A 19,461-nucleotide genomic window follows, 5' to 3' on the forward strand; every position below is an offset into this window, starting at 1 on the left:
CCCCCGTGGTTCTCGTCTGCGCCCTGGTGTGCGCCCTGCTGGGCGCCGCCGTGGGGGCGCGGCCCGAGGGGGTGGTCTTCGTCGGGCTGGCGCCCGTACTCGTCCTGCTCGCCCTGGTCGACCTCGCCGTGCACCGGCTGCCCGACCCGCTGACGCTGCCGCTGGCGGGCGCGGTCGCCGCGCTGCTCGGCGTGGCCGCCCTGCTGCCCGGCGCCGGCGGCGGCTGGCGCAGTGCGCTGTTGGGCGGGGCGGCCCTGGGCGGCGGCTATCTGGTGCTGTTCCTGATCCACCCGGCGGGCATGGGCTTCGGCGACGTCAAGCTCGCGCTCGCCCTCGGGGTCGCTCTTGGGTGGTACGGGTGGGGGGTATGGGCGGCCGGGGCGTTCCTCGGCTTCGTATACGGCGCCGGCTACGGCCTCGGCCTTGTGCTGCGGGGCCGGGCGGGCCTTCGGGCGGCTTTCCCGTTCGGTCCGTTCATGGCCGCCGGAGCGTTCACCGGAGTGCTCATGGGCGGATTCGGAGCGTAATCGTGTCGCGCCGATGCACGCAGGACGCTTTACGAAGGGTTATGGTGGAACCCCCCCCTCGGGCCGGTCCGTATCCCCCCCACGGACCGGCCCGTTTTTTCTTTTCCGTCGTCTTCGGCAAACCCGCAGGTCAGCCGCGTTGGGCCCAGATGTTCGTGCCCGGGGTGGAGACGGCGAAGGAATCGATCTCCTTCAGCTCCTCCTCGCTGAGGGGCGCGCCGGCCAGTGCCGCGATGTTCTCCTCCAGCTGCGGCACGCTCGACGCACCGATCAGCGCCGACGTCATCCGCTCGTCGCGCAGCACCCAGCTCAGCGCCAGCTGCGCCAGCGACTGGCCGCGCCGGGCCGCGATGTCGTTCAGGCCCTGCAGGCGGCGCAGCACGTCGTCCGAGAGCAGGCCCGGGTCGAGCGACTTGCCCTGGGAGGCCCGCGAGCCCTCCGGGATGCCCTGGAGGTACTTGCCGGTGAGCAGGCCCTGGGCCAGCGGCGCGAAGGAGATGCAGCCCATGCCGGCCTCCTCCAGGGTGTCCAGCAGCCCGTCCTCCTCCGTCCAGCGGTTGATCATGGAGTACGAGGGCTGGTGGATCAGCGCGCGCACGCCCATGTCGCGCAGGACGGCCACGGCCTGGGCGGTCTGCTCCGCGGTGTAGGAGGAGACGCCGACGTAGAGCGCCTTGCCCTGCTGGACGGCGGACGCCAGGGCGCCCATCGTCTCCTCCAGCGGGGTCTCCGGGTCGAAGCGGTGCGAGTAGAAGATGTCGACGTAGTCCAGCCCCATCCGCTTCAGCGAGGCGTCGAGGGAGCTGAGGAGGTACTTGCGGCTGCCCCACTCGCCGTACGGGCCGGGGTGCATCAGGTAGCCGGCCTTGGTCGAGACGATCAGCTCGTCCCGGTACGCCGCGAAGTCCTGGGCGAAGATCTTGCCGAAGTTCAGCTCGGCCGAGCCGGGCGGCGGGCCGTAGTTGTTGGCCAGGTCGAAGTGGGTCACGCCGAGGTCGAAGGCGCGGCGCAGGATCGCCCGCTGGGACTCCAGGGACCGGTCGTCGCCGAAGTTGTGCCAGAGGCCGAGGGAAATGGCGGGAAGCTTGAGGCCGCTGCGGCCCGTGCGGCGGTACTCCATGGAGTCGTAGCGGGGGCCGGCTGCCCGATAGGGATTGGTATCAGTCACGTTGTCCTCCCTATCACGGACCTGTGACAGACCGAGTTGGGCCATGCCTCCCGGTGCGCAGTAATGTGGCGCACTCGGGGGACCGCACGCACGGGGGCATTGCACGGAGGGGCAGAAGATCGTGAAGCTGCGCGACCTGGTGTACAAGCTCTATGCGCGCCGGGTGGAGGGCCGCCTCGACCATGCCGCGGTGCCCAAGCACATCGGCGTCATCCTGGACGGCAACCGGCGTTGGGCGAAGGCGTCCGGCGGCACCACCGAGCAGGGCCATCAGGCCGGGGCGGACAAGATCTCCGAGCTGCTGGGCTGGTGCAACGAGACGGACGTCGAGGTCGTCACGCTGTGGATGCTCTCCACCGACAACCTGGACCGCCCGGAGCAGGAGCTCCGCCCGCTGCTCAACATCATCGAGAACACCGTCCGGGGCCTGGCCGAGGACGGCCGCTGGCGCGTCCACCACGTCGGCAACCTCGACATCCTGCCCGCGCAGACGCAGGCGGTGCTCAAGGAGGCCGAGCAGGCCACCCTCGACATCAAGGGGATACTCGTCAACGTCGCCGTCGGCTACGGCGGCCGCCAGGAGATCGCGGACGCGGTGCGCTCGCTGCTCCTGGAGCACCACGAGAAGGGCACCTCGATCGAGGAGCTCGCCGAGATCCTGGACATCGACCACATCTCGGAGCACCTCTACACCCGCGGCCAGCCCGACCCGGACCTGGTCATCCGCACCAGCGGCGAGCAGCGGCTGTCCGGGTTCATGCTCTGGCAGAGCGCCCACTCCGAGTACTACTTCTGCGAGGTCTTCTGGCCGGCCTTCCGGAAGGTGGACTTCCTGCGGGCCCTGCGCGACTACGCGGCCCGGCACCGGCGCTACGGGACCTGAGCCGCGCCACGGACCTGACCGGCGCCACGGCACCTGACCGGCGCTACGGACCTGACCGGGGCGTCCGGCCCGGCCGGTTCTGACGGTTCCTCGGAAGAGCCGTCACGCCTCACACGCATCAGGCGCAAGGCCTTCACCTGGGATTCACCGAGCGTCCGTCATATGCCATGGCATGGCGGGGGGCATTCGAGGGAATATCCGTAGCAGGTCGACGCCCGATCCACGGGTGTCGAGTCTCAGCGGACGGCATGGGGCCGTCCGCCCGGGAGGCCCTTTGCACCAGGACGCACGTGCCGATCGCACGGACGGAGTGGAGGGCCGGAATTCGGCCCTGGCATGGGTGCCGATGACCGGTCCGGTCTTCATGGCCCGACCTCTTCCGAGGGGGTACGTCCTTCCGTGGTGACCAGCACTAAGAGCCGCCTGAACGACAGGCGGACCTACGTCCTCGACACCAGCGTCCTGCTGGCAGATCCCCACGCGGTCTCCCGTTTCGAGGAGCACGAGGTCGTGCTCCCGATCGTGGTGATCACGGAGCTGGAGGCCAAGCGCCACCATCCCGAACTCGGCTACTTCGCCCGGCAGGCGCTGCGCCTGCTGGACGACGTACGGGTGCGGTACGGCCGGCTCGACGCCCCCATCCCGATGGGCGACCTCGGCGGGTCCCTGCGTGTCGAGCTCAACCACTCCGACCCGGGCGTGCTGCCCGCCGGCTTCAGGCTCGGGGACAACGACTCGCGCATCCTCGCGGTCGCCCGCAACCTGCAGGCCGAGGGCTACGACGTCACGGTGGTCTCGAAGGACCTCCCGCTGCGCATCAAGGCCTCGTCCGTGGGCCTGCTCGCCGAGGAGTACCGCGCGGAGCTCGCCATCACCGATGCCGGCTGGACCGGCATGAGCGAGCTCCCGGTCTCCGGGGAGCAGGTGGACCTCCTCTACTCCGAGGAGCGGCTGTACGTGCCGGAGGCCGCCGAACTGCCCGTGCACACCGGACTGATCCTGCAGTCCGAGCGGGGCAAGGCCCTCGGCCGGGTCACGGCCGACGGCAACGTCAAGCTGGTGCGCGGCGACCGCGAGGCCTTCGGGCTGCACGGCCGCAGCGCCGAGCAGCGCATCGCGCTGGACCTGCTGCTCGACCCCGAGGTCGGGATCGTCTCCATGGGCGGCCGGGCCGGCACGGGCAAGTCCGCCCTGGCCCTGTGCGCGGGCCTGGAGGCGGTGCTGGAGCGCCGCCAGCACCAGAAGGTGATGGTCTTCCGGCCGCTGTACGCCGTGGGCGGGCAGGAGCTCGGCTACCTGCCGGGCACCGAGGCCGAGAAGATGAGCCCGTGGGCGCAGGCCGTCTTCGACACGCTCTCGTCGGTGGCGGGGCGGGAGGTCATCGAGGAGGTGCTGGGCCGCGGCATGCTGGAGGTGCTGCCGCTCACCCACATCCGCGGCCGCTCGCTGCACGACGCGTTCGTGATCGTGGACGAGGCGCAGTCGCTGGAGCGGAACGTCCTACTGACCGTTCTGTCCCGGATCGGGGCGAACAGCCGGGTTGTCCTCACCCATGACGTGGCACAACGGGACAATCTGCGCGTCGGCCGGTACGACGGAGTGGTCGCGGTGGTCGAGAAGTTGAAGGGCCATCCGCTCTTCGCCCACGTGACGCTGACCCGGTCCGAGCGCTCGCCCATCGCGGCCCTGGTCACGGAGATGCTCGAAACCCTCTGAAAGCCCCGTAAGGGACAGCCGAGTTGGCGCCGCCCGGCAAAGGCCGAAGAGCCTAGCCGGGCGGCGTCGTGCTGCACAGGGGTTTTCAACAACCAACCCCGACATGCCTGGTGTGACCTTTCCCACGCAGCGGGGAATTGCCTTGCGGTGGCGGGGTCCGGCAAGCTCTGTTTTCCGTCAGGCCCCGCATACGGCACCGCTGTACCTCCTGTAGGTACGGCGCACAGCAGCACCACAACTCCACAAACGACCGCCGTATGCCGCCCGGAAGTACCACGCGGCGCTCCCCGTCAGGGGAGTTGCCCGAACGGGCCCGCGCCTCCAGTGACCGTAGTACGGGGGAGGCCAGTGCCAGGGGCACTCTTGCGGCCGCTGAGGTCACCGTTGCGGACGCTGCTGGAAGGACACCGTGTGAGCCGGATCTCGGTCCGGGGATTCGCCGTGGCGTCGGCCACCGCGGTCACCACCGTCGGCGCTGTCGTGGGCGTCGCCACTGGCGACACCCAGAACTCGAACGACCTCGAGACGACCGCGTCCGGGGCGACGCTCCTCACTGACATCCCGGTCGGTGAGCAGGCCGGCGTGCAGAACGCGTCCCTGACGCAGCAGGCCGACGCCATCGCCTTCAGCGCGGACGCCGACGCCAAGCGCTCGGCGGAGGAAGCCGCCCGCATCCAGGCCGCCAAGGACGCCAAGGCGAAGAAGTCGGCCGCCGAGGCGAAGGCCAAGGAGGAGCGCGAGGCGAAGGAGCAGGTCGCGAGCCGCTCCACCACCCGCGACGCCTCCAGCTTCACCCCGCAGAGCTCCTACACGGTCGCCCAGGTCAAGGACATCGCGCGGCAGATCGTGCCGGCGAGCCAGTTCCAGTGCTTCTCCAACATCGTCGACCAGGAGTCGACCTGGAACTACAAGGCCGTCAACCCGTCCTCGGGTGCCTACGGTCTGGTCCAGGCGCTGCCCGGCTCGAAGATGTCCTCGGTCGCCTCCGACTGGCGCACCAACCCGGCCACCCAGATCCAGTGGGGCCTGAACTACATGAACGAGCGCTACAAGAGCCCCTGTGGCGCGTGGACGTTCCACCAGGCCAACGGCTGGTACTGACCCCGGCCCCAGCCCGACCCCGCAGAGCCCCGTACCGTCCTTCGGTGCGGGGCTCCTCGCGTGTACGGTCGACGGGATTGCGCGCGCAGGACGGGCGGTGGGGGTCCCCCGGACGCAGCCCGGGGGGAGAAAGGGAACGAGATGGCGACCAGAACAGGCTGGCTGGGGCGCATCGGCAACAGGCTGAACGCCCTGGAGGCGCGCCTCGCCGCGCGCCGGGCCGAGGTCGAGGCCGAGACCTCCGGCGTGCCCGGGCGACCGCCCGGTGCGGGCGCCGCCGCTCCCGCCGCCGGCGAGGCGCGGCCCGGGGCCGGCCACGGCGGGGCCCCCGAGCACGGCCACGCCCCCGTCCACGCGGGGCACGAACCCGGGCACCCGTACGTGCCGGTGCGCCCCGACCCGGTGAGCGTCGTGCCGTGGGGCATGCGGGTGGCCGCCGAGGTCAGCTGGCGGCTGCTGCTGCTCGCCGGAATGCTGTGGGTGCTGATGAAGGTGATCAGCGAGGTGCGCCTGGTCGTCCTCGCCTTCGCCGCGGCCATGCTCGTCACGGCCCTGCTCCAGCCCTTCGTCGTGCGGCTGCGCCGGCTCGGCCTGCCGCGGGGGCTGGCCACCGCCGTCACCGCGATCCTCGGCTTCGTGATCATCGGCCTGGCCGGCTGGTTCGTGGTCTGGCAGGTCATGGAGAACCTCGACGACCTGTCCAACCGGGTCAAGGACGGCATCAACGAGCTGAAGCAGTGGGCGCTGGACAGCCCGTTCCACGTGACCCAGCAGCAGATCAACGAGATCGCCAAGAACCTGACCGACACCATCGGCACCAACACCGAGCAGATCACCTCGGCCGGCCTGCAGGGCGTCACCGTGATGGTCGAGGTGCTGACCGGCATCCTGCTCGCGATGTTCTCCACGCTCTTCCTGCTCTACGACGGCAAGCAGATCTGGCGCTGGGTGCTGGGCCTGGTCCCGGCGGACGCGCGGCCGGGCCTGGCCGGGGCCGGCCCGCGGGCCTGGCGCACGCTGACGGCGTACGTGCGGGGCACCCTGATCGTGGCGCTGATCGACGCCGTCTTCATCGGCCTGGGCCTGTACTTCCTCAAGGTGCCGATGGCGGTGCCGCTCGCCGTCTTCATCTTCCTGTTCGCCTTCATCCCGCTGGTCGGCGCGGTGATCTCCGGCGCCCTGGCGGTGGTCGTGGCGCTGGTGACCCAGGGCGTGTTCACGGCGCTGATGGTGCTGATCGTGGTCCTGGCCGTGCAGCAGATCGAGGGGCACGTCCTGCAGCCGTTCATCCTGGGCCGGGCGGTACGGGTGCACCCGCTGGCGGTGGTGCTCTCGGTCGCGGCCGGCGGCATGATCGCCGGCATCGGCGGCGCGGTGGTCGCGGTCCCGCTGGTCGCGGTCACCAACACGGTGGTCGGCTACCTGCGGGCGTACTCCCGCGAGAGCGCCCTGCGCATCGGCCCGGGGCCGCACGGGGCGACGGCGCTGCCGCAGGCGCCGGTCGAGTACGGGGAGGGACGCGCGGGTGATCACGGAGCCTGAGCTCGACGGGTCGTCCGACCCCGAGGACCGGCCGTTACCGGGGGAGGCGGTTTCCTCCGGCCCGGCGGGCGGCTCGGCCTCGGCTTCGGCCTCGGCCGCTGCGCGGCGTGGCCGGCGGCCCTGGCTGTGGGCCCTCGGGGGTGCGCTGACCGCCTCGGCGGTGTGGGCGGCCGGGCTGTGGTGGTTGGGCGAGGCGGGGCCGGGGGCCGCGCCGCGCTACCGCTGGGCGGAGTACCTGTGCGACGACTTCAAGGCGCCGGCGCTCAGCCGGTTCACCGGACTCGCACTGGAGAAGCGGAAGCTGGAAGCCAACCTCCCGCACCGGGTCCGCCCGTGGACGGGCTGCCAGCTGAGGGCCGAGGCCGACGGCCGGACGTACGTCGCCATGGCCGAGGTCACCCTGTACCACGAGCGCGACCCCGCACCGGAGTTCGACCAGGAGCCGCAGATCGTCGACCCCTGGTACGCGTCGGACGGCCGCACCGTGGAGTCGGTGCCGGGCCTGGGGGAGCGGGCGCTGCTGAGCTACGACGGCCCCTTCGGCGACCGCACGCTGCGGGTGCTGGACGGGCGGGCGGTGTTCAGCCTGAAGTTCACCGCGCAGCGGGACTTCCGGCAGGAGCAGGGCGAGGACATGGTCCTGGAGGCCGACCCCAGGATCGACTTCACGGCGGCGCAGGCGGCGATGGTGGAGGACCTGCGCACGCTGATGCGCACGCTGCGCAAGTGACGCCCCGGCCCGCACCGCGAGGCAATTGACGCCCCGGCCCGCGCCGCGAGGCATGCGACGCGAGGCATGCGACGCGAGGCATGCGAAAGGCCCCCCGGGGTGCTGGGGGGCCTTCTGCGAGTGGTACCCGGGTCGCGGGCCGCTACTCGGCGGTCAGCGCCGCCTCCGCGTCCAGGGTCACGGCGATCGCCTGGATCACCGAGGCGATCTTGAAGGCCTCCTGGACCGTCTCGCGCCCCACGCCGGCCTTGCGCAGGACCTGCTCGTGCGAGTCCAGGCACTGGCCGCAGCCGTTGACCGCGGAGACCGCGAGCGACCACAGCTCGAAGTCGAGCTTCTCGACGCCGGGGTTGCCGATGACGTTCATCCGCAGGCCCGCGCGCAGCGTGCCGTACTCCGGGTCGGAGAGCAGGTGGCGGGTGCGGTAGAAGACGTTGTTCATCGCCATGATCGCCGCGGCCGACTTGGCGGCCGTGTACGCCTCGGGCGAGAGGTTGGCCTTGGCCTCCGGCTCCAGCTCGCGCAGGACCTTCGGCGAGCGGGCGGCGATCGCGCAGGACAGGACCGTGCCCCACAGCTGCTGCTGCGTCAGGGTGTCCTGGTTGCCGACGACCGAGCCCAGGTTCAGCTTCAGGTCCTTGGCGAAGTCCGGTATCGCGGCCTTCAGCTCAGCGAGGGCCATGCTCACTCACCGGCCAGGAGCTTGCCGGCGTCCAGGGTGTCCTCGCCCTTGGTCCAGTTGCAGGGGCACAGCTCGTCGGTCTGCAGGGCGTCGAGGACCCGCAGGACCTCCTTGGGGTTACGGCCGACGGAGCCGGCGGTCACCATCGAGAACTGGATCTCGTTGTTCGGGTCGACGATGAACACGGCGCGCTGCGCGTAGCCGTCCTCGCCCTGCACGCCGCAGGCCTGCATGAGCTCGTGCTTGGCGTCGGCCAGCATCGGGAAGGGCAGGTCGCGCAGGTCGGCGTGGTCCTTGCGCCAGGCGTGGTGGACGAACTCGGAGTCACCGGAGACGCCGAGGATCTGCGCGTCGCGGTCGGCGAACTCGTCGTTCAGCTTGCCGAACGCGGCGATCTCGGTCGGGCAGACGAAGGTGAAGTCCTTCGGCCAGAAGAACACCACGCGCCACTTGCCCTCGTAGGACTTGTGGTCGATCTGGGCGAACTCCTTGCCGGCCTCGAGCGAGACGCAGGCGGTCAGGTCGTAGGCGGGGAACTTGTCACCGACAGTGAGCACGTGCTCTCCTTGCGGAATGGAAAATGACCCTTTTGGGGTTTTCCCAGAGGGTTGGACGTATCTCACATGCTGACACAGCTGCATTGATTGCAGAAATAGCTAGTCTTGAGGCGGGTGATCGGAGGTACCTATCAGTGGCGGTCGGTAACAGGGGAGCGAAGCAGCCGACGCTGGCGCAGCTGCGCGCGTTCGCGGCCGTCGCGGAGTACCTGCACTTCCGGGACGCCGCCGCGGCGATCGGCATGAGCCAGCCGGCCCTGTCCGGCGCGGTCTCCGCGCTGGAGGAGGCCCTCGGCGTGCAACTGCTGGAGCGCACCACCCGCAAGGTGCTGCTCTCCCCGGCCGGCGAGCGGATCGCCGCCCGCGCGCGGGCGGTCCTCGACGCGGTCGGCTCCCTCATGGAGGAGGCCGAGGCCGTACGGGCGCCCTTCACCGGGGTGCTGCGCCTCGGGGTCATCCCGACCGTGGCCCCCTACCTGCTGCCGACCGTGCTCGGCCTCTTCCACCGCCGCTACCCCCGCCTGGACCTCCAGGTGCACGAGGAGCAGACCGCCTCGCTGCTGGAGGGACTGGCGGCCGGCCGGCTGGACCTGCTGCTGCTCGCCGTCCCCCTCGGCGTCCCCGGAGTCACCGAACTGCCGCTGTTCGACGAGGACTTCGTGCTGCTCGCGCCGCGCGGCCATGCGCTGGCCGGGCGCCGGGACATCCCCCGCGAGGAGCTGCGGGGCCTGCAACTGCTGCTGCTCGACGAGGGGCACTGCCTGCGCGACCAGGCCCTGGACATCTGCCGGGAGGCCGGCCGCGCCGAGGGCCCCGACGTCACCACCACCGCGGCCGGGCTGTCCACGCTCGTACAACTGGTCGCCGGGGGACTGGGCGTCACGCTGTTGCCGCGTACGGCGCTGCGCCTGGAGACGGCCCGCAACGAGTACCTGTCCACCGGCTACTTCGCCGAGCCGGCCCCGATGCGGCGGATCGCGCTGGCCATGCGGACCGGCACGGCGCGCCAGGACGAGTTCGCCGCCCTGGCCGCCGCCCTGCGCGAGGCCGTACGGCCGCTGCCGGTGTGGCCCGCGGAGTAGCCGCCCCCGCGGGCCGCACCGGCAGCCGGCCGCGGCCCGCGCGCACGGGCGCGGCAGGCGCCCGTCACGCCCTCACTCTGTGCGCAGGCCGTCCGGGCGCATCAGCCGCAGCAGCGGCGGCAGGCTGAGCAGGGTGACCAGGGCGACCACGCCCGCGCCCGCCCCGGTCATCATCGCGACCTCCGCCCAGGCGATCCGGACCTCCTGCACGGCCATCCGCATCAGTACGGCACCCAGCCCGATCCCGAACAGGGCGGCCAGGGCCATGCCCACGCCGATCGGCAGGGCCGTCTGCCACAGCACCGACAGGCTCAGGGTGGAGCGCCTGGTGCCGAAGGCGACCAGCGACGACAGCAGCTTGCGGCGCTCGCGCAGCTGCTCCACCTGGGAGACCAGCAGGCTGGTGCCGATCAGGATCAGCACGCCGGTGGCGCCGAAGAACAGCCCCGTGCGGATCGTCGAGTAGCTGCGGCTCTGCCGGGTGGTGTGCAGCGTGCTGGCCACGGACAGCGGCGAGGCCTTGAAGGCGGCGGTCCGCGCCCGCTCCAGACCCTCCTGCGCCGGGCCGTCGGTCATGACGAAGATCTGCTGCGCGCCGTAGCCGCCGGTGTCGCCCGGTGCCACCGACGGGGTCAGCAGGAGTCCGGAGCGCTGGACCCCGACGGGGTCCGGGCGGCTGGGCACCGTGCGCAGGGTGGCCGGGACGGTGAACTCGACCGGTTTGACGTCCTGTTCGTAACCCCGCACGTTCCCCGCGTACAGCTTGTCGCCCGGCTCGGCCCGGCCCCCGTACGACCCGCCGAGCGTGCTGCCCCCGGTGGCCCAGAACGCGTCGCCGTCCTTGCAGGAGTCCAGCTGGGCGACCTCGCGCAGGGCCGCGCAGGTGCCGACGGTGACGTCGACCAGCCCCTGCTCCGCGACGGGCTCGTGGGCGGCGGACACCGAGCGCAGCGGGATCGCGTCGGTGATGCCCGGGTACCCGGCGACCTGCCGGGCCAGCTGCTCGGGGTCCCCCTGAACGTTCGACCCGAGGATGATCGAGACGGTGGCGCGGGTGGGGTCCTCGCCGGTCCGCACGGTGTACTCGCCCTCCACGCCGGCGAACATCATCTGCAGGGCGATGGCGCCGGCGACGGCGACCGCGATCCCGTTGACCAGGCGGGCCGCGCCGGCGATGTTGACCTGGAGCCGGCGCACCGCCAGCTGCCAGGAGACCGGGCCGCCGCGCAGCCGGCCGACGAGCCGCTCCAGCAGCCACGGCAGCAGCACGGTGATACCGACCAGCAGCAGGACCACGCCGGCGCTGACCTGGTAGCGGTTGAACTCCCCGCCGTCGTCGCCGCGGCCCGTCAGCGGGGTGAGCAGGCCCAGGCCGGCCAGCGGCACCAGCAGCCGCCACCACAGTCGGCGCCGGCTCGGCCGGGTCGTCCGTACGACGCCCAGCGGTTCGATGACCACCCCGCGCAGCGCGAACAGCGTGACGGCGACGGCGGCAGCCGGCACGGCCACCGCCACGAGCGCGGCCAGCCAGGGCGCGGGGTCGAGGTCGGCCGGGAAGACGCTGCGCTGCTGGATGTCGAAGCCGCCCACCAGCTCGCGGCCCAGCAGGAAGAAGCCCGCGCCCAGCACCAGGCCGGCCGCCGAACCGGCCAGTGCCTCGCCGGCGGCGATCCGGCGCACCATCCGGCTGTCGGCGCCGACCAGGCGCAGGGCGGCGAGCCGGCGGTCGCGGCGTTCGCCGCCGAAGCGCACGGCGGCGGCGACGAAGACCGCGACCGGCAGCAGCAGGGTGACGAAGGTGAGGACGACGAGGAGCAGCAGCAGCGGGCTGAGCCGCTCGGTCTGCCGCTCGTAGGCGAAGGCGGTGATGCGCTCGACCCGGTTGAGGTTCGCGTCCAGCCCCGACTGCCCGGCGTAGAAGAGGAGTTCGGAGGGGCCGGTCAGGCCGGCGTCGCCGACGGTCTCGGTGATCCGCCCGTCGAGGCGCTCGCGCAGCAGGGCGCCGTCCGGGGACTGCAGCAGCTTCTTCAGGGCGGGGGAGACGGCCAGTTCGCCGGGGCCGGGAATCCTCGACAGGCCCGGCGGCACCGGGGCCTTCGGCCCCTCGGCCTGCACCAGGGTGCCCTCGATGTCCTTGCCGCGGTAGGTCTGGTTGGAGCGGGCGACGAGCAGGGTGTCGGGCCCGGGGTGCTCGGCGGTGGGCGAGCCCACGGTGCTGCGGGCGTCACCGCGGTCGGTACGGGCGGCCAGCGCGCTCGGCAGCGCCGTGGTGATCAGCAGCAGGGCGACGCCGAGGCCGACGCCGACCCCGGTGAGCAGGGTGCGGATCCACCCCTCGCGGCCGCCGGCGCAGGCGAACCGGGCGCCCATGGCGAGGTCACGGGACCAGGCCCGGAGCAGGCTCATATGGCGCGCTCCATGTCGCGGGAGCGGCCGTCGCGGACGACGATCTCGCGGTCGGACCAGGCGGCCACGCGGGTCTCGTGGGTGACCAGGACGACCGCCGCGTTGGTGGCCCGGGCGGCCTCGGTGAGCAACTGCATCACCAGTTCGCCGTTGAGCGAGTCCAGCGCGCCGGTCGGCTCGTCGGCGAAGAGCACCCGGGGTGAGGTGACCAGCGAGCGGGCGACGGCCACCCGCTGGCCCTGGCCGCCGGAGACCTCGCCGGGCCGCTTGTCGGCCACGTCCTCGACCTGGAGGCGTTCCATCCAGGACAGCGCCGTCCGCTCGGCCGCCTTGCGCCGGGTCCCCGCCAGCCGCAGCGGCAGGGCGACGTTCTCGACGCAGGTGAGCTCGGGCACGAGCTGGCCGAACTGGAAGACGAAGCCGAACTCGGAGCGGCGCAGGGCGCTGCGCTCGGCGTCGCTCATCGAGGTCAGCTCCCGGCCGGCGTACGTGATGACGCCCGAGTCGGGGGTCACGATGCCGGCCAGGCAGTGCAGCAGGGTGGACTTGCCGGACCCGGAGGGGCCCATCACGGCGACGACCTCGCCGGGGTGGATGGAGAACTCGGCGCCGTCCAGGGCCTTGGTGGGCCCGTACGTCTTGGTCAGGCCGACGGCGGTGAGCAGGGAACCGGCAGGGGTCATCGGCGGACTTCCTTGGCGAGCTGGTCGAGTCGGGCCGCGGCGAGCTCCAGCCAGCGCAGGTCCGCCTCCAGGTGGAACAGGGCGTGGTCGCAGACGAGCTGGTCGGCGAGGTCGCCCTTGCGCTTGCGGGTGGTCAGGATGCGCATCAGGCGCAGGTGTTCGGCCCGCTGCGTGTCCAGCAGGTCGGCGGCGCTGCGGCCGGTGAGCAGCGCGATGACGACCTTGGTGTAGAGGGTGGACTGGAGGTAGGGCTCCGGCTTCTCCGGCTGGGCCAGCCAGCTCTCGACGTCGGTGACGCCGGCGGTGGTGATGGCGTAGCGCTTGCGTTCGGGGCCGCCGCCGGACTCGATGCCGTCGACCTCGACGAGGCCGTTGCGCAGCAGTCGGGACATGGTCGAGTAGACCTGTCCGTAGGCGAGGGGGCGGTCGTGGCCGAACTTCTCGTCGAAGGCGCGCTTGAGGTCGTAGCCATGGCGCGGGCCGGCCTCCAGGAGGCCGAGCAGGGTGTGACCGATGGACATGACGAGGACTCTACACCGTGTGTATACCTCGTGTGTATAGATGGCGCGTGCGGCTCGTGCGGCTCGTGCGTGTCGGCGTGTTCTGCTCGCGCGGGCGCCCCGCCCCTCCCGCCGGGGCGGGAGGGGCGGGGCCTGAAGCCCGTCCCGGTCAGGCCGGGCCCTGCGCCTCGTCCTGGTCCGGCCGGGTGCGCGGGCGGCCGCGGCGGGGGATGGGGGAGGCGCCGCCCGGCAGGCGGCCGGCCTCCAGCAGGGCGCGCCGCAGCAGGAACTCGATCTGGGCGTTCGCGCTGCGCAGTTCGTCCCCCGCCCAGCGGGCGAGCGCGTCGTAGACCTGGGGGTCCAGCCGCAGCAGCACCTGCTTGCGGGCCTGGCGCCCGCCGCGCGCCGCGGACTCGGCCGGGCTCACTGGTAGAGGGTGCCCGTGTTGACGACCGGCTGGGCGGCCCGGTCGCCGCACAGGACCACCATCAGGTTGGAGACCATGGCGGCCTTGCGCTCCGGGTCCATGTCCACGATCTCCTCCTCGGCCAGACGGTTCAGGGCCAGCTCGACCATGCCCACCGCGCCCTCGACGATCTGCCGGCGGGCCGCCACGACCGCGCCGGCCTGCTGGCGCTGGAGCATCGCCGAGGCGATCTCCGGAGCGTACGCGAGATGCGTGAAGCGGGACTCGACGATCCGTACGCCGGCCGCCTCGACCCGGGCCTGCAGCTCGGCGTCCAGCTTCTCGGTGATCTCCTCGGCGTTGCCGCGCAGCGACAGGCCCTCGTCGTCGTGGGCGTCGTACGGGTACTCGATCGCGATGTGCCGGACCGCCGCCTCGGCCTGCGTCTCCACGAACTCCGCGAAGTCGTCGACCTCGAAGACCGCCCGCGCGGTGTCCTCGACCTTCCACACCACGACCGCGGCCAGCTCGATCGGGTTGCCGTAGGCGTCGTTGACCTTCAGCACCGCCGTCTCGTGGTTGCGGACCCGGGTGGAGATCTTCTCGCGCGTGGTGAGCGGGTTGACCCAGCGCAGTCCGTCGGCGCGGATCGTGCCGCGGTAGCGGCCGAAGAGCTGGACGACCCGGGCCTCGCCGGGCGCGACCGTGTTGAGTCCGCCCATGGCGATGACGGAGGCCACCGCCAGCAGGATGCCCAGGGCGATCAGTGCCGCCTTCGCCGCGCCGGTCCCGGCCGCGGCGCCCGCGACGATGAGGGCGGCGCCGGCCGCGACGCCCAACAGCCCGCTCAGCAGCGCCAGTCCACCGCCCACGCTGCGCGCCGGGAACTCCCGTACCGGCTGCTGCGCCGTCGCTCGGATGCTCGTGTCGTTCGTCATGGTCCGCCCCGTTCCATGGTGGTTCACTCGGTCACAGCTTCTAGCAAAGTGATATCACTTTTTGCGTCCACCGCAACCCTCGGGCACTCACGCGCGTCGGTTCCTTCGGTGTGGGTGCTGATTCTCACGTCCGAAATGACCGGTATTGGCCTTGAATGGCCAACCTTTGTCACAACCTGCGGTGTTAGTTTTCGGAGCTGACGTCGGGGGGAAATCGAGCGGAGCGGGAGCGATGGGCCGAGCAGAAGCGCGACGAGCGCAGCAGCAGCGCGGTACGCGGCGTACGACGCGTGGCCGCGCGGCGAACGGCGCCGGAGCGGACGGCGGCAGCGGCAGGACGGACGGCGGCAGCGGCAGGGCCAAGAAGGCCGGCAAGGCCGGCATACGCCGGTTCTTCACCTGGAAGAAGATCCTCGGCACGTTCGCCTGCCTGACGCTGCTGGGCATCGCCGGCCTGGTCGGGCTGTACTTCTACGTGGACAAGCCCGACCCGAATGCGGAGGCGACGCTCCAGAGCAACGTCTACAAGTTCTCTGACGGCTCGGTCATCACCCGGACCGGCAAGGTCAACCGCGAGATCCTGCCGATCGACAAGATTCCCAAGCACACCCAGGAAGCGTTCATCGCGGCCGAGAACAAGTCCTTCCGCGAGGACAGCGGCGTCGACGTCAAGGGCCTGGGCCGCGCCGTGCTCCAGGCGGTCACCGGCGGGCGCAAGTCCGGTGGTTCGACCATCACCCAGCAGTACGTCAAGAACTACTACCTGAACCAGGACCAGACGGTCACCCGCAAGCTCAAGGAGCTGGTGATCTCACTCAAGGTCGACCAGGAGATGGAGAAGCCCGAGATCCTCGCGGGCTACATGAACACCAGCTACTTCGGCCGCAACGCGTACGGGGTCCAGGCCGCCGCCCAGGCCTACTACGGGGTCAACGCCGACCAGCTGACGATCGAACAGAGCGCCTACCTCGCCGCCCTCCTCCAGGCCCCCAGCCAGTACGACTGGGCCGTGGCCAGCGACACCTCCAAGACGCTCGTCACGGACCGCTTCAACTACGTCCTGAACAACATGGTCGAGATGGGCGAGCTCGATGCGGGCAAGCGCGCGGGCATGAAGTTCCAGGAGCCCATCAAGCCCAAGGCCGCCCCCGGCATGGAGGGCCAGAAGGGCTACCTGATCGAGGCCGCCAACGCCGAGATGCGGCGCCAGGGCGTCTCCGCCGAGCAGATCCAGGCCGGCGGCTGGACCATCCAGCTGACCATCGACCCCAAGAAGCAGGCCGCGCTGGAGAAGGCCGTCCAGGACGAGCTGGAGGCCAAGCTCGACCGCAAGGACACCAAGCGCCGCCCGGTCGACCAGAACGTCCAGGCGGGCGCCACCTCGGTGGACCCCAAGACCGGCCACATCGTCGCGATGTACGGCGGCACCGGCCAGCAGGACCACTGGGCGAGCAACGCCCTGCGCACGGACTTCCAGCCGGGCTCGACCTTCAAGCCGGTCGTGCTGGCCTCCGCGCTGCAGCTCAAGTCCCGTACCCAGGACGGCAAGCCGATCACGCCCAACGCCCTCTACGACGGCACCAGCGGCCGCCCGGTGGTCGGCAGCTCGGTCCCCTTCAGCCCGCAGAACCAGGACCAGCAGGACTACAAGACCGGCGACAGCCCGCTGATCACGGTCCAGAAGGCGACCAACTCCTCGGTCAACTCCGTCTACGCGCAGATGATCGTGGACGTGAAGCCGCAGAACGTGAAGAAGACCGCGCTCGCCCTCGGCATGAAGGACCGCAAGGGCTGGCCGGAGGACAAGCCGGCCATGTCGCTCGGCACCATGAGCGCCAACACCGTGGAGATGGCCGGGGTCTACGCCACCTTCGACAACCACGGCAAGCTGGTCACGCCGACCATCATCAAGTCGGCCAAGCACGCCTACCGCGAGTACAAGCCGGTCCAGGCCATCGGCTCCCAGGCGATCGACAGCGCCACCGCCGACACCGTCACCAAGGTGCTCACCGGCGTCGTCAACGACGGCTCCGGCAGCGCGGTCAAGTCCAGCGCCTACCAGGCGGCGGCCAAGACCGGTACCACCGAGTCCAACGTGGCCGCCTGGTTCACCGCGTACACCCCGGAACTGGTCACCGTCGTCGCGATGTTCGGCGAGGAGCCGGGCACGGGCAAGCAGGTCACCCTGACCGGTACCGCCGGCGGCGGCCGCGCGGGTGGCTCCAGCTTCCCGGCCGAGATCTGGAAGGCGTACACGCTCGCCGCGCTGAAGGGCGTGAAGACCGCCGAGTTCGACCTGGAGGACGCGGACATGGGCGAGCCGGTCCTGCCGCCGAGTCCGAAGACCTCGCCCTCGGCCACCGTCAGCCGCAGCCCGGACCCGAGCACCAGCAGCAGCACGAAGCCGTCGACCTCGACCAGCCCGAACCCGAGCCAGAGCTCGACCCGGCCCGACCCGACGGGGAGCTCCGGCAGGCCGGACCCGACCAGGTCCAGCACCCCGCCGCTCCCGCCGCCGTCGGGCACGATCATCCCGCCCAGGCAGTAGCGGGGGCCCGGGCCCGGACCACTGGCCCCGGACCCCGACCCCCGGATACGACACCGCCGCCCGGCAGCGCTCATGCTGCCGGGCGGCGGTGTTCTGCTTCGGCTGGTCCGGCGGTGTTCTGCTTCTGCCGGTCCGGCTCGGCGCCGGTCAGCCGCGCTCGCGGGGGCCCGGCAGCGGGATCTCGAACCAGACGACCTTGCCGCTGCTCAGCCGGGTCGCGCCCCACCGCCTGGCCATCCGGTTGACCAGGAACAGCCCGCGGCCGCCCTCGTCGGTCTCGCGGGCCCGGCGCTGCCGGGGCAGCTGCGGGGAGTCGTCGCCGACCTCGCAGCGCAGCACGTCCGTGCGCAGCAGCCGCAGCGTGACGGGCCGTTCGGCGTACCGCACGGCATTGGTCACCACCTCGCTGACCAGCAGCTCCACCGAGTCCTCCAGCTCCTCCAGGCCCCAGCGGGACAGGGCGCGGCGGGCGAACCGGCGGGCCCGGCCCGGCGCGGTCTCCTCGGGGTCCAGGAACCAGTACGCGACGTCGCTGGGCGCGATCCCGTCGAAGCGGGCCGCGAGCAGCGCGATGTCGTCGTCCCGGTCGCCGGGGCCCAGCATGTCCAGGACGTCGTCGCAGAGCGCCTCCAGCGGCGGCGGGTGGTCCAGGCCGGTCAGCTGGGCGGTGGCGGCCAGCCGCTCGCGCAGCTGCTCGATACCGGTCCACACGTCGCGCAGCCGGGACTCCACCAGGCCGTCGGTGTAGAGCAGCAGCGTGGCCCCGGCGGGGGCGTCCAGCTCCACGGCCTCGAAGTCGACCCCGCCCACGCCGATCGGGGCGCCCGGCGGCACCCGCAGCACCTCGGCCCGGCCGCCCAGGTGCAGCAGCACGGGCGGCGGGTGGCCGGCGTTGGCGATGGTGATCCGGTGCGAGACCGGGTCGTAGACGGCGTACAGGCAGGTGGCCATCCGGTCCGAGCCGAGGCGCTGGGCCTGCTCGTCCAGGTGGTGCAGCACCTCCGCGGGCGGCAGGTCCAGCTGGGCCAGGGTCTGCGCGGTCGTCCGCAGCTGGCCCATGATCGCGGCGGAGGTCATGGAGTGGTCCATGACGTCGCCGACGACGAGCGCGACCCGGCTGCCGGGCAGCGGTATCGCGTCGTACCAGTCGCCGCCCACCCGGGCGGTCTCGGCGGCCGGCAGGTAGCGGGAGGCCAGCCGCACGCCGGTGGGCTGCGGCAGGCTGTCGGGCAGCATGGTCCGCTGGAGCTCGTCGGCGATGTACGCCTCGCGGCCGTAGAGCACGGCCTTGTCGATGCCGAGCGCGGTGTGGGTGGCCAGCTGGGCGGCGACCAGGAGGTCGTTCTGCTCGAAGTCGGGCCGTTCGGGCGTACGCAGGAACACGGCCGCGCCGATGACCCGGCGGCGGCCGCGCAGCGGGGCCAGGATGGCCCGCCGGCCGCCCGGCACGGGGTGCTCGTCGCCCAGCAGTTCGGGCAGCGCGGCCCGGGCGGCGGCCGAGGACCCGAACACGGGCCGGACCCCGCGCAGCACCTCGTCCAGCGCCCCGCCGTGGTGGATCTCGCACAGCTCGGCGGCCGGCAGGTCGCCCTGGGGGCCCACCAGGGGCAGCTGGCTGAAGTCGAGCTCCCCGGCGCCCCCCGCGGCGCCGACGAGATCGAGGCCGGCTCCGAGGGTGTGCTCGCCCAGATCGTCGATCGGCCGCAGCCGGTCGGTGCGGCGCAGCCTTAAGACGACCGGGCCGACGGGCCGCTCGTCGCCGACCGGCAGCGGATCGCGCAGGTAGACGAGGATCGCGTCGGAGAACGTCGGCACCGTGGCCCGGCACAGGCCCAGCACGATCTCGTCGAGGTCGATGCCGCGGGCGATCCGCCGGGTCGCGGCGCCCACGAAGCGCAGCCGGTCGCCCTCACGGCGGGCGACGCCGACCTCGCCGGGCGCGGCCCCGGACCCGGACCCCGGGGAGCCCGGCTGCGTCCCGGCGTCCGGGCC

17 protein-coding genes are annotated in these 19,461 nt (G+C 72.0%); 8 read left to right on the top strand and 9 right to left on the bottom strand.

Annotated features, from left to right (window positions below; genetic code table 11):
* Positions 1 to 527, top strand: a 527-nt coding sequence (locus tag GPJ59_RS19500; RefSeq protein WP_258024630.1) for a prepilin peptidase, incomplete at its 5' end; no start/stop codon positions are given.
* 130 nt (positions 528 to 657) lie between these two features.
* Here GPJ59_RS19500 and mgrA read toward each other — a convergent pair.
* Positions 658 to 1,695 carry an L-glyceraldehyde 3-phosphate reductase gene (gene mgrA, locus GPJ59_RS19505; RefSeq protein WP_219668489.1) on the bottom strand — a complete coding sequence of 346 codons (1,038 nt, stop codon included), beginning with the start codon at positions 1,693 to 1,695 and terminating at the stop codon, positions 658 to 660.
* 121 nt (positions 1,696 to 1,816) lie between these two features.
* Here mgrA and GPJ59_RS19510 point away from each other — a divergent pair, with 121 nt between their 5' ends.
* From GPJ59_RS19510 to GPJ59_RS19530, 5 genes are all read left to right on the top strand, one after another.
* Positions 1,817 to 2,578, top strand: a complete 762-nt coding sequence (locus GPJ59_RS19510) for an isoprenyl transferase (protein WP_219668490.1) — start codon at positions 1,817 to 1,819, stop codon at positions 2,576 to 2,578.
* Positions 2,579 to 2,977: 399 nt separating this feature from the next.
* Complete coding sequence (locus tag GPJ59_RS19515; protein ID WP_219668491.1) at positions 2,978 to 4,294, top strand: PhoH family protein; 1,317 nt, start codon at positions 2,978 to 2,980, stop codon at positions 4,292 to 4,294.
* A gap of 411 nt (positions 4,295 to 4,705) precedes the next feature.
* Positions 4,706 to 5,395 carry a transglycosylase SLT domain-containing protein gene (locus GPJ59_RS19520; protein WP_219668492.1) on the top strand — a complete coding sequence of 230 codons (690 nt, stop codon included), beginning with the start codon at positions 4,706 to 4,708 and terminating at the stop codon, positions 5,393 to 5,395.
* A 141-nt stretch (positions 5,396 to 5,536) separates the two neighbouring features.
* Positions 5,537 to 6,937, top strand: a complete 1,401-nt coding sequence (locus GPJ59_RS19525; RefSeq protein WP_219668493.1) for an AI-2E family transporter — start codon at positions 5,537 to 5,539, stop codon at positions 6,935 to 6,937.
* A complete protein-coding gene (locus tag GPJ59_RS19530; RefSeq protein ID WP_219668494.1) occupies positions 6,921 to 7,667 on the top strand; it encodes a hypothetical protein in 747 nt (248 codons plus the stop codon). Before GPJ59_RS19525 ends, GPJ59_RS19530 begins: the two co-directional genes overlap by 17 nt.
* 142 nt (positions 7,668 to 7,809) lie before the next feature.
* On the opposite strand, the gene GPJ59_RS19535 is transcribed toward GPJ59_RS19530, so the two are convergent.
* Positions 7,810 to 8,349, bottom strand: a complete 540-nt coding sequence (locus GPJ59_RS19535; protein WP_219668495.1) for an alkyl hydroperoxide reductase — start codon at positions 8,347 to 8,349, stop codon at positions 7,810 to 7,812.
* A gap of 2 nt (positions 8,350 to 8,351) precedes the next feature.
* Positions 8,352 to 8,906, bottom strand: coding sequence for a peroxiredoxin (locus GPJ59_RS19540; RefSeq protein ID WP_219668496.1), 555 nt, complete (start codon positions 8,904 to 8,906; stop codon positions 8,352 to 8,354).
* Positions 8,907 to 9,040: 134 nt separating this feature from the next.
* Between GPJ59_RS19540 and GPJ59_RS19545 the strand changes: the two genes are divergently transcribed.
* Positions 9,041 to 9,988 carry a hydrogen peroxide-inducible genes activator gene (locus tag GPJ59_RS19545; RefSeq protein WP_219668497.1) on the top strand — a complete coding sequence of 316 codons (948 nt, stop codon included), beginning with the start codon at positions 9,041 to 9,043 and terminating at the stop codon, positions 9,986 to 9,988.
* Positions 9,989 to 10,060: 72 nt separating this feature from the next.
* On the opposite strand, the gene GPJ59_RS19550 is transcribed toward GPJ59_RS19545, so the two are convergent.
* The 5 genes from GPJ59_RS19550 to GPJ59_RS19570 all read right to left on the bottom strand — a co-directional run bounded on the left by GPJ59_RS19550 (position 10,061) and on the right by GPJ59_RS19570 (position 14,921).
* A complete protein-coding gene (locus GPJ59_RS19550; protein ID WP_219668498.1) occupies positions 10,061 to 12,394 on the bottom strand; it encodes an ABC transporter permease in 2,334 nt (777 codons plus the stop codon).
* The gene (locus tag GPJ59_RS19555) at positions 12,391 to 13,077 is read right to left on the bottom strand and encodes an ABC transporter ATP-binding protein (protein ID WP_219668499.1); all 687 of its coding nucleotides are present in this window, start codon (positions 13,075 to 13,077) and stop codon (positions 12,391 to 12,393) included. Before GPJ59_RS19555 ends, GPJ59_RS19550 begins: the two co-directional genes overlap by 4 nt.
* Entirely contained in the window at positions 13,074 to 13,598 is a 525-nt protein-coding gene (locus GPJ59_RS19560; RefSeq protein ID WP_219668500.1) for a PadR family transcriptional regulator, read from the bottom strand. Before GPJ59_RS19560 ends, GPJ59_RS19555 begins: the two co-directional genes overlap by 4 nt.
* A gap of 148 nt (positions 13,599 to 13,746) precedes the next feature.
* Positions 13,747 to 14,004, bottom strand: a complete 258-nt coding sequence (locus tag GPJ59_RS19565) for a hypothetical protein (protein ID WP_219668501.1) — start codon at positions 14,002 to 14,004, stop codon at positions 13,747 to 13,749.
* A complete protein-coding gene (locus tag GPJ59_RS19570; RefSeq protein WP_219668502.1) occupies positions 14,001 to 14,921 on the bottom strand; it encodes an SPFH domain-containing protein in 921 nt (306 codons plus the stop codon). The genes GPJ59_RS19565 and GPJ59_RS19570 overlap by 4 nt, the downstream gene beginning before the upstream one ends.
* Before the next feature lie 232 nt (positions 14,922 to 15,153).
* On the opposite strand from GPJ59_RS19570, the gene GPJ59_RS19575 reads away from it, so the two are divergent.
* Entirely contained in the window at positions 15,154 to 17,469 is a 2,316-nt protein-coding gene (locus GPJ59_RS19575) for a transglycosylase domain-containing protein (protein WP_219668503.1), read from the top strand.
* Positions 17,470 to 17,616: 147 nt separating this feature from the next.
* Here the strand turns inward: GPJ59_RS19575 and GPJ59_RS19580 are convergent.
* Positions 17,617 to 19,461 (bottom strand): SpoIIE family protein phosphatase (locus tag GPJ59_RS19580; protein WP_258024631.1); only part of this gene is annotated, 1,845 nt, incomplete at its 5' end.

The organism is Streptomyces bambusae, assembly GCF_019400985.1.
GTDB lineage: Bacteria > Actinomycetota > Actinomycetes > Streptomycetales > Streptomycetaceae > Streptomyces > Streptomyces bambusae_A.